Origin of the sequence: Shinella sp. M27 (assembly GCF_049199905.1) — a bacterium.
Lineage (GTDB): Bacteria > Pseudomonadota > Alphaproteobacteria > Rhizobiales > Rhizobiaceae > Shinella.
The window spans coordinates 18178-28764 of the sequence record NZ_JBLZPK010000039.1 but is presented as its reverse complement, the minus strand read 5'-3'; the positions used below and the strand labels follow the sequence as shown (position 1 = coordinate 28764).

The window sequence follows — 10587 nt, the reverse complement described above, 5'->3', positions numbered from 1 at the left end:
AAATCGACCTTCGACAGGATTTTCACGCCGGTCGCCGAGACCATGCCGAACATCACGATGGCGGCACCGCCGACGACGTAGCTCGGGATCGACGCACTGATGAAGGCCACCTTCGGCAGCACGCCGAGCAGGATCAGGATGGCCCCGCCCGCGGCGACCACGAAGCGGCTGAGCACGCCGGTAATCTGGAGCAGGCCGACATTCTGCGCATAGGTCGTGTAGGTGAAGGTGTTGAGCAGACCGCCGATGATGTTGCCGACGCCATCGGTGCGCAGGCCGCGGGTAAGATCGCGCTGGGTGATCTTGCGTCCGGCCATGTCGCCGACCGCCAGGAACTGCCCGGTCGATTCGATCATCATGACCACCATGACCGCACAGAGCGACAGAGTGGACCAGAATTCGAAGACCGGCCAGCCGAAGGCGAGCGGGTGGATGACACGCAGCCAGTCGGCATCCGCCACGCCGTGGAAATCCACCTTGCCGGCGGCAATGGCGATTGCAAAACCGATGCCGATGCCCATCAGCACCGCGAGATTGGACAGAAAGCCCTTGAGAACGCGGGTGAGCAGCAGGATCGACAGGAGCACGATAGCTGCCACGGCGAGCCCAAAGGGCGCACCATAGGCCGGGTTCGGGATCATACCGTCAGGGCCCTTGATCATCGGCTGGCCGCCCGCGGCCCAGTTGACGCCGACACGCATCAGGGAAAGGCCGATGATCAGCATGACCGTGCCGGTAACGATCGGCGGGAAGAAGCGAACCCATCGACCGAAAAAGGGGGCGACGAGAAGGACGAAGATGCCGGATCCGATGACGGCCCCGATGACGCCGGGCATGCCGAGTTCCGGATTGGTGCCGGTCGCGATGATCGAGGGCACGGCGGTGAAGGAGACGCCCATCATGATGGGCAGGCGAATGCCGATTTTCCAGATGCCGAGCGCCTGGATGATGGTGACAATGCCGCAGGCGAACAGGTCGGCGCTGACGAGCAGGGCGATCTGCTCCTTGGGCAGATGAAGCGCCGTGCCGACGATCAGCGGCACCGCGACCGCACCGGCATACATGACGAGAACGTGTTGCAGACCGAGAGCGAAAAGGCTCGGCACAGGGTACTTCTTCTCGACGGGATCCGTCGTTTCGGAATTGGACATTCGCTTTCCTCCCAGCGAATAGTGTTCCGGCGCGGTGGGGGGCATCTTGGCCTCATGTTTTGGCACCGCACGCCGTACAAGGCCGATCATGCTGTTGACCAAATCAGCAAACAATCGGCATAATTATATTTATTCATCTGGTAATTGAATGAATTGATGACATGGACATCACGCTGAAACAGCTTCGCGCCTTCGTCACCGTGGCCAATCTCGGGCAGTTCACGCTTGCCGCCGACAAGCTCGGCTCCTCGCAATCGGCGGTCAGCACGCTGGTGCGCCAACTTGAGACGAACCTGAACCTGCGCCTGTTCGACCGGCACACGCGGCTTCTGCGCCTCACCCAGGCGGGCATGGATATCCTGCCGATCGCCGCGCGTGCCGTTGCCGACATCGAGGGCATGGTGGAAAGTTCGCAGGAGCTGACGGCGCTACGCCGCGGCAAGGTCACCATGGCGGCCGGCACGGTGCAGGCGGCGCTGATGCTGCCGCAGCTCGTGCACGGCTTCACCAAGCTCTATCCGGAAATCGCCGTCGCGCTGCATGACGTCGCGGAGAAGACCGTACTGGAGCAGGTGGCGAACGGTTCCGTCGATCTCGGCCTCGGCACGGTGCCGGAGGACGACCCGGAACTCGTGGGCACGCGGCTCACCACGGACGAGTTCCTCGTCGTGCTCCATGCCGACGACCCGCTGGTGAAACGCTCCGAACTGCGCTGGACGGATCTTGCCGATTGCAAGCTTATCGGCCCGCAGCGCGGCAACCCGATCCGCGACCGGCTGGAGAACGAACTGGCGCGCAACGGCATCATCCTGCCGCTCGACAAGTCGATGCAGGAGGTGGCGCTGCCGCTGACGATCATCGGCATGGTCGAGGGCGGCCTTGGCGTCGCGATCATGACCTCGGCCGTCACACGGCTTGCCACGTCCATGGGCCTCGTCGTGCGCACGCCGAAGGAACCGCATATCAAGCGCGAGGTCAGCCTGATCCAGAAACGCGGTCGTTCGCTGTCGCCGGCCGCGCGGCGCTTTCGCGATTTCCTGCTGAAATCGGTCCATTGACCCGGTAAAAATTCCGGCGTTATCTGAAGGCGCTGCTGGACCGCGCCAGGCGCGGGCAGGCAGGGCGCAGCGGCTCGACGCTGTGCGCGGAGGCCGGCGCATGATGCGCCTTCAGGCCAGCCGCCGCTCCCAGCCACGCCAGACCAGGAGCATCCATGGCTCATTCCCTGAACGACCGCGCCGCCCATTCCGGCGAGACCACCCGGCCGAACCGCCCCGACCTCTCCACCGATGCCATCCGCACCGCCCGGGAAGAGCTTGCCGCCTGTTTCCGCATGGCGGCCCGCAACGGCTTCGAGGAAGGCATCTGCAACCACTTCTCCGCCGTCGTGCCCGGCCATGACGATCTCTTCCTCGTCAATCCCTACGGCTACGCCTTCCGGGAACTAAACGCTTACAAACTGCTGATCTGCGATTTCAACGGCACCGTCATCGACGGCGACGGCGCGCCGGAAGCTACCGCCTTCTACATCCATGCCGAAATCCACCGCCGCCTGCCGCGTGCCAAGGTCGCCTTCCACACGCATATGCCCTATGCGACCGCGCTCTCCATGACGGACGGGCCGCCGATGATCTGGGCCGGACAGACCGCGCTCAAATTCTACGGCCGCACCGCCGTCGACGAGAACTACAACGGCCTGGCGCTCGACTATGCCGAGGGCGCGCGCATCGCCGGCACGGTCGGCGATGCCGACATCGTTTTCCTGAAACACCATGGCGTGCTGGTGCTTGCCCCCACCATCGCGGAAGCCTGGGACGACCTCTACTATCTCGAGCGCGCCGCCGAGGTGCAGGTGCTCGCCATGTCGACCGGCCGCAAGGTCTCGCCGGTCGATCCCGCCATCGCGGAAGCCGCCTACCGGCAGATGCGCGAAGGCGATCCGGAGTCCGCCAGGGCCCATCTTGCGGCCATTCGCCGGCAATTGGACGCGGAAGAACCACAATATCGGCACTGAATTTTTGATGAATGGCCTTCATTGCAAAGGGCGAAGGCGGCCATTCATCGAGAAGACAACACTTTGAATATTTGTGTTTTTCCTCGAATGATTTTGCGAATGCGAAAGAACTGAGCAACTGCGATTAATATCGATATTTCATCAAACAATTGAAATAATGAATTTGTTTGAACTAATCGCCCATGCTTAGTTTTCCGCCATAACGAGAAGGTGGGAACGAATGGTACGAGACACTGCAACAGCGTCGCTCGCAAATCTGGCCGCCGGTCAGTCCTTTGCGCTTACGGGCGGAACCGTCATTCTTGACGATGGTTCGCAATCGGTCAGCGACATCCTTGTGGGAGCGGACGGACGCATCATCGCGGTCGAACCCTATCTCGACACCTCGTCCTGCGGCGCCTGCGTCGATATCACCGGCAGGCTGGTGACCGCCGGTTTCCTTGATGCGCACCAGCATCTCGACAAGACGGGCGTGCTGCGCTTCACACCCAATCCGTCGGGCACGCTGCAAGGCGCCCGCGACGCCTTCGCCAAATATGCCCGCACCGCCGGCCCCGACGACATCCACAAGCGTGCCACGCGCACCGTCGAGCGATGTCTCTCCCGCGGCACGACGGGCATCCGCAGCCACATCAACGTCGACAAGGATGCCGGCTTCCACGGCATCGAGACGCTGGCCGGCATCCGCGATGCCGAAAAGGACCGCATCACTCTCCAGCTCGTCGCCTTCATGACGCCCCATCCGGGCCAGGATTTCGACTGGCTCGCCAAGAACATCGACGGTGCGGTGGCGCTCGCCGATGCCGTCGGCGGCACGCCCGCGGTCTCCGAAGACCCGCCGCGCTATCTCGACATCCTGTTTTCCGCCGCGGTGAAGGCCGGCAAGCCGGTCGACCTGCATCTCGACGAGCACCTCAAGGCAGACGTGCATCTGCTCGATGCCGCCCTCGAACGGGTCGAGCGCTTCGGCATGCAGGGCCGCACCGTGTTCAGCCATGTCTCCGTGCTGAGTGCGCTGCCCCGCTCGGAATTCCAGCGCATCGCCGAACGGCTCTTGGCGCTCGATGTCGGCGTCGTGACGCTTCCGGCGGCTAACCTCTATCTCCAGGGCCGCGACGCCGAAATGCTGCCGCCGCGCGGCCTGACGCGCGTTGCCGAGCTCTACCGCGCCGGCGTCACCATCGCGACGGCCTCCGACAACATCCAGGATCCGTTCGTGCCGACCGGCTCCGGCGACATGCTGGAAATCGCGCGCTGGACGCTGCTGGCCGGTCATCTGCGTGGCGACGAACTGGCCGCCGCCCACCGCATGATCACGACGGCGCCGGCTCGCCTGATGGGCCTCGGCAAGGACCATGGCCTGAAGGCCGGTGCGCGCGCCGATTTCGTCGTCACCGATTGCATCGACACGGACACGCTGGTTGCCGGCGGACCGGACCGCGCCTTCGTCTTCTCGAGGGGCCGTCTCGTCTCGCAGAGCGCGACCGAAAGCATTGCCACGAAGGAGGATGCATAACCGAGCGGCGACTCCGGGGGGATTGGACTTCAATCTAAGGGGAGACTGAAATGAACAAGACTGTATTTTCACGTCGTTCGCTGCTCGCATCCACTATCGCACTCACGCTTATCGGCTCGATCTGGCAGACTCCCGCCCGTGCCGACGACTTCAAGATGGGCCTTCTCGTCCCCGGCAGCATCGGGGAAGAAGGCTGGAACCGGATCGCCTTCGACGCGCTGAAGCGCGTCGAGAAGGAACTCGGCGCCAAGATCAGCTATGTCGAACTGCCGGAGAACCCGGCCGCCTTCGAGAAGGCGTTCCGCGACTATGCGGGCCAAGGCTATCAGGTCGTGCTCGGCCACGGCTTCCAGTTCCAGGATGCGGCCCTGACGGCGGCAGAGGATTTTCCGGATACCGTCTTCCTCATTTCGTCGAGCCGCATCCACGAGGGCAAGGTCATCGGCCTCAACACCGATGCCAGCCAGCCCTTCTATCTCATGGGCGTGATCGCCGCGAAAATGGGCAAGGGCGCCGGCCTCATCGGCGGCATGGAAATCCCGCCCATCACGCAGGCCTTCGAAGGCTTCGTGAACGGCTCGAAGAGCGTGAACCCGGATTTCCCGGTCTCGACCGTCTATCTCGGCAGTTTCACCGATGCGAGCGCTGCCAAGGAAGCTGCCTTCAGCGTGATCTCGCAGGGTGCGGATTTCGTCATTCCCAATGCCAATTCGGCTGGCATGGGCGTCATCCAGGCGGCCCGGGAATCGGGCGGCAAGGCCAGTACCTTTAGCGTCTACAGCGACTATACCCACGCCGCCCCTCAGAATGTGCTCGGCACGTTCCTGGCCGATTACGGCCAGGGCATCGTGCGCATCGTCTCGGGCATCAAGGACGGCAAGGTGCCGGACAGCAATGTCGACTTCGGCCTGAAGGACACCGACGTCATCAAGTTTACCTACAACGACGCGGCCACCCGACCGGTGCCCACGGACCTGCGCACATTCGTCGACGACGTGAGCGCAAAAATCGTCGCAGGCGACATCCAGACCCGCGCGAATTGACGCGAAGATCCGGCGCGGGTCCCGGAAAACCAACACAATGGGAGGAAATGCAATGAAATTCTCAAGAAGACTGTTCCTGGAAGGCGTGGCCGCCCTGTCGATCGCCGTTGCCATCCCGGCAATCGCTCAGGCAGACGATTTCAAGATGGGCCTTCTCGTGCCCGGCAGCGTCTCGGAAGAGGGCTGGAACCGCATCGGCTTCAACGCGCTGAAGGGCGTGGAAAGCCAGCTCGGCGCCAAGATCAGCTATGTCGAGCTGCAGCAGAACCCGGCCTCCTTCGAAAAGGCCTTCCGCGATTATGCCAGCCAGGGCTACAAGGTCATTCTCGGCCACGGTTTCGAGTTCCAGGATGCGGCCCTGGAAGTCGCGCTCGACTATCCCGACACCTACTTCCTGATCTCGTCGAGCAGCATCCATGAGGGCAATGTCATCGGCCTCAACACCGATACAAGCCAGCCCTTCTACCTGATGGGCGTGATTGCCGCGAAAATGGGCAAGAAGGCCGGCCTCGTCGGCGGCATGGAAATCCCGCCGATCCAGCAGGCCTTTGCCGGCTTCAAGAACGGCGCGAAAAGCGTCAACCCGGACTTCCCGATCAGCGAAGCCTATATCGGCAACTTCACCGATACGACGGCGGCCAAGGAAGCGGCACTGAGCATGATCTCGCAGGGTGCCGATTTCGTCGTACCGAACGCCTCGGGCGCCACCGTCGGCGGCTACCAGGCGATCGCCGAATCCGGCAAGGATGTACGCTCCTTCTCGATCTTCAGCGACTTCACGCCGGTCGCGCCCAACAACATTCTCGGCCTCTATGTCGCCGACTACGCGCAGGGCGTGGTCGAAGTCGTCAAATCGATCAAGGACGGCAGCCCGCCGACGGAAAACGTCGTCTTCGGCCTGAAGGACCCGAAGGTCATCTCCTTCACCTTCCGCGATGACGGCCCGGTCTCCGTGCCGGCGGAGATCCGCGCGGAAGTGAAGGCGATCAGCGACAAGATCGCAGCCGGCGAAATCAAGACGGACGGCGAATAAACGGCCTTGCGCTGCGGCCGGTCCTCCGGCCGCAGCCTGCCGCGCCGAATGCCACACAAACATCCGGACCGATCCTATGGCACAGGTAAACCAGGGAGTGCGCGAGACCGTGTATCCTCAAGCAGCCCAGACCCTCTACCGGACGCTCTCGCAGACCGCGATCAGCGCCGTGACACCGATCGCGGCAGTCCTCGTCGCCCTCGCCTTCGGCGCGCTCCTGTTGTGGCTCAACGGCTTCAACGGCAGCGACGTCGTCACCGTCATGATCTTCGGCTCGTTCCAGGACATGCGCTCGGTCGGCGAAATCCTGCTGAAGGCAACGCCGCTCATCCTCATCGGCGCCGGCCTCTGCGTCGCCTTCCGCTGTTCGATCTGGAACATCGGCGCCGAAGGCCAGCTTTATGCCGGTGCGATTGCCGCGACTTTGGTCGGCACCAGCTTCGACGGGCTCTCCGTCTGGGTGCATGCGCCCCTCGTCATGCTGGCCGGCGCTCTGGCGGGCGCTGCCTGGGCCGGCATTGCCGGCTATCTGAAGGTGCGCTTCCAGGCGAGCGAGATCGTCACCACGATCATGCTCAACTATATCGCGCTGATCCTGACGAGCTATCTCGTCACCGGCCCGATGCGCGATGCGAGTGCCGCCTACCCGCAGTCCGCCCGTCTCATCCGGGAAGCCTGGACGCCGCGCATCGTTTCCGACATGCGCCTCCATATCGGCATCCTCGTCGCCATCGTGCTGGCGGTCGCGCTTTATATCTTCCTGCAAAGGAGCAGTCGCGGCTTTGCGTTGCGCGTCGTCGGCCTCAATACGAATGCCGCCCGCTATGCCGGCATGCAGGTCGCCCGCAACGTCATGATCGCCATGTGCATTTCCGGTGCGATGGCGGGGCTTGCCGGCGCCTTCGAAGTGGCTGGTGTCACGCACCGGCTCTACCAGAACATCTCGCCCGGCTACGGTTTCGAAGGCATCGCGGTCGCGCTGCTTGCGGGCAACAATCCACTGGCGGCGATCATTTCGGGCGGGCTCTTCGCGACGCTGCGCTCCGGTTCGGAAGTGCTCCAGATCACCTCGCAGGTGCCGCAGGTCCTCGTGCTGGTCATCCAGGGCATGGTCATCCTCTCGGTCGTCGCCTTCGCCAAGCTGCGCGATATCCTCAGGATCGTGGCCTGAAAGAATGGAAACTCCGGCAGGGCGCCTCAGCCCTGCGGGAAAACAAAGCTTTAGAGTTGCGCAATTCCGGACGCAAAACCGCTAGGCGCTTTTGCTGAAATTGCTCAAGGCGACCTTCCCGAAGGATATCTCCATGGACGACATGATGTTCCTCACCTTCCTCGCAGCGCTTGCCGGCGCAGCCTGGAGGCTTGCGACGCCCCTCATCTTCGCCTCGATCGGCGAAGTCTTTTCCGAGCGGGCGGGCGTGCTCAATATCGGGCTGGAAGGCACCATGCTGGTCGGCGCGTTTTGCGGCTTCGCAGCGGCCTTCGCCACCGGCAGCATTCTCCTCGGCCTGCTGGCCGGGGTGGCGGGCGGCATGCTGTTCGGCCTGATCTTCGCCTTCTTCACGATCACCATCAAGGCGGACCAGATCGTGGTGGGGGCAGCGCTCAACCTGCTCGGCATGGGCCTCACCGCCTTCCTGTTCCGCACCTATTACGTCTCGACCGGCAAGGGTATCGAGATCGCCCAGCCCGTGCATATCCCCTTCCTCAGCGATATCCCGTTCCTCGGCGAGGCCTTCTTCCGGCAGAACCTCATCGTCTATTCGACTGTTCTCGTCGCGATCCTGGCGAGCCTCGTGCTCTTCCGCACCTCCTTCGGCTTGACGTTGCGCGCCGTCGGCGAACATCCGAAAGCCGTCGACGTCGCCGGCCGCAATGTCGCGGGCTATCGCTACGCGGCCGTATTGGTCGGCACCGGCCTTGCCGGCCTTGGCGGGGCGTTCCTGACACTCGGTCATTCCAACCAGTTCGTCGAGGGCATCACGTCGGGCCGCGGCTTCATCGCGCTTGCCGTCGTGGTTTTCGCCCGCTGGTCGCCGACAGGCGCCTTCTTCGTCTCGCTGCTCTTCGGCCTGTTCTACGCACTCCAATTGATGCTTCAGGCGCAGGCGTCCATCGTCGTGCCCTACCAGGTGCTGCAGGCCCTTCCCTACATCATGACGATCGTCACGCTCGTCGTGGTCCGCGGCAAGGGGGCCGCCCCCAGCAAGCTCGGCCAGCCCTACGAGATGAGGTAACGGACATGTCCCAGAAACCCTTCCTGCGCATCGACAATATCCGCAAGCGCTTCGGTCCCATCATCGCCAGCGACGGCGTCTCGCTGGAAATCGAAGAGGGCGAGATCCATTCGCTGCTCGGCGAGAACGGGGCCGGCAAGAGCGTGCTGATGAGCATGATCTGCGGCATGGTACGGCCCGACGAAGGCGAGATCGTCTTCAAGGGCGAGATCGTGCGCTTCAACAGCCCGCGCGAGGCGATCCGCCAGCGCATCGGCATGGTGCACCAGCACTTCATGCTCGTGCCCAACCTGACGGTGGCGGAAAACTACATCCTCGGCCAGGGCTCGGCGCTGCGCGTCATCAACGACATGGACAAGGTCCATGCGAAAATCCGAGAGCTCTCGGATCGCTACGCCCTCGACGTGCGGCCGGACGCCATTATCGAGGACCTCTCGGTCGGCGAGCAGCAGCGCGTCGAAATCCTGAAGGTGCTGTTCCACGGCATCGACCTGCTCATCCTCGACGAGCCGACCGCCGTGCTGACCCCGCAGGAGACCGATCGTCTGCTGTCGCTGATGGGCGACCTCGTCAAGGACGGCAAGACGGTCGTTTTCATCTCGCACAAGCTGGACGAGGTGATGCGCGTCAGCAACCGCATCAGCGTCATGCGCGACGGGCGCGTGGTGCACACCGTCCATGTCGGCGAAACCAATGCGCGCGCGCTCGCCCATATGATGGTCGGTCGCGACGTGCGCATGGAACTTCCCCGCAGCCCCGAGCCACCCGGCCGCACCGTGCTGTCGGTGGAAAACCTCACCTGCCGGGCCGAGACGGGCCTGCCCGCCGTGCGCGGCGTGAGCCTCAACGTGCGCGCCGGCGAGATCGTCGGCATTGCCGGTGTCTCCGGCAACGGCCAGACGGAGCTGTCGCTCGCGCTTTCCGGCCTGCTGCCCGTCGATTCGGGTCGCGTGATGCTGAACGGTAAGGACATTACCGGCCTCGACCCCGCCCGCATCAATGCCAGCAGCTTCTCCCACATTCCTGAGGACCGGCACAAACACGGCATCGTCGTCTCGATGTCGCTCAGCGAAAACACCATCCTCCAGCGCTACGACCAGAAACCCTTCGCCAGCGGCGGCATGCTGAACCGCGGCGTGATCGGCGAGCATACCCGCGACCTGATCAAGCGTTTCCGCGTGAAGAGCCGCGACGAGAACCAGGCGATTGGCTCTCTTTCCGGCGGCAACCAGCAGAAGCTCGTCGTTGCGCGCGAACTGGCCCGCAACCCGGATTTCATCCTGGTCAACCAGCTCGCTCGCGGCATCGACATCGGCGCCATGGAGTTCGTGATGGAGGAGATGCTGAAGCAGCGCGACAACGGCCGCGCCATCCTGCTCATCTCCACCGAACTGGAGGAACTCTTCGCGATCTGCGACCGCATTCTGGTGATGTTCCACGGCGAAATCCTCGGCGAACTGCCACCGGACCGCACCCGCCTCGACGAACTCGGCCTGCTGATGGCCGGCCAGACGGAACAACCGGCGCTTGCGGGCTAGACAGGACAGGGGCGGCAGGATTTGATGGCAGCTGCGTAACAGGAGGCCTCCGTAT

General features: G+C 63.5%; 9 protein-coding genes. 8 read left to right on the top strand and 1 reads right to left on the bottom strand.

Going from position 1 to position 10587, the window contains the following annotated elements; translation table 11 throughout:
• A partial coding sequence (locus ACOZK4_RS15735; RefSeq protein WP_421592689.1) for a nucleobase:cation symporter-2 family protein occupies positions 1–1151 on the bottom strand: 1151 nt, incomplete at its 3' end.
• A gap of 161 nt (positions 1152–1312) precedes the next feature.
• On the opposite strand from ACOZK4_RS15735, the gene ACOZK4_RS15730 reads away from it, so the two are divergent.
• The 8 genes from ACOZK4_RS15730 (at position 1313) to ACOZK4_RS15695 (ending at position 10532) form a co-directional block, all read left to right on the top strand.
• Complete coding sequence (locus ACOZK4_RS15730) at positions 1313–2209, top strand: LysR family transcriptional regulator (protein ID WP_117370111.1); 897 nt, start codon at positions 1313–1315, stop codon at positions 2207–2209.
• Between the two features lie 155 nt (positions 2210–2364).
• Positions 2365–3165, top strand: coding sequence for an aldolase (locus ACOZK4_RS15725; protein WP_421592688.1), 801 nt, complete (start codon positions 2365–2367; stop codon positions 3163–3165).
• A gap of 220 nt (positions 3166–3385) precedes the next feature.
• Positions 3386–4681 carry an amidohydrolase family protein gene (locus ACOZK4_RS15720; protein WP_421592687.1) on the top strand — a complete coding sequence of 432 codons (1296 nt, stop codon included), beginning with the start codon at positions 3386–3388 and terminating at the stop codon, positions 4679–4681.
• Positions 4682–4731: 50 nt separating this feature from the next.
• Complete coding sequence (locus tag ACOZK4_RS15715; RefSeq protein ID WP_421592686.1) at positions 4732–5724, top strand: BMP family protein; 993 nt, start codon at positions 4732–4734, stop codon at positions 5722–5724.
• Positions 5725–5776: 52 nt separating this feature from the next.
• Positions 5777–6757: a BMP family protein gene (locus ACOZK4_RS15710; RefSeq protein ID WP_421592685.1), complete on the top strand. Its 981-nt coding sequence runs from the start codon at positions 5777–5779 to the stop codon at positions 6755–6757.
• A 76-nt stretch (positions 6758–6833) separates the two neighbouring features.
• Positions 6834–7928, top strand: a complete 1095-nt coding sequence (locus ACOZK4_RS15705; protein WP_421592684.1) for an ABC transporter permease — start codon at positions 6834–6836, stop codon at positions 7926–7928.
• Between the two features lie 133 nt (positions 7929–8061).
• On the top strand, positions 8062–8994 hold the full coding sequence (locus ACOZK4_RS15700) for an ABC transporter permease (RefSeq protein ID WP_313532539.1): 933 nt from the start codon (positions 8062–8064) through the stop codon (positions 8992–8994).
• A 5-nt stretch (positions 8995–8999) separates the two neighbouring features.
• The gene (locus tag ACOZK4_RS15695; protein WP_421592683.1) at positions 9000–10532 is read left to right on the top strand and encodes an ABC transporter ATP-binding protein; all 1533 of its coding nucleotides are present in this window, start codon (positions 9000–9002) and stop codon (positions 10530–10532) included.
• The last annotated feature ends 55 nt before the right edge of the window (positions 10533–10587 follow it).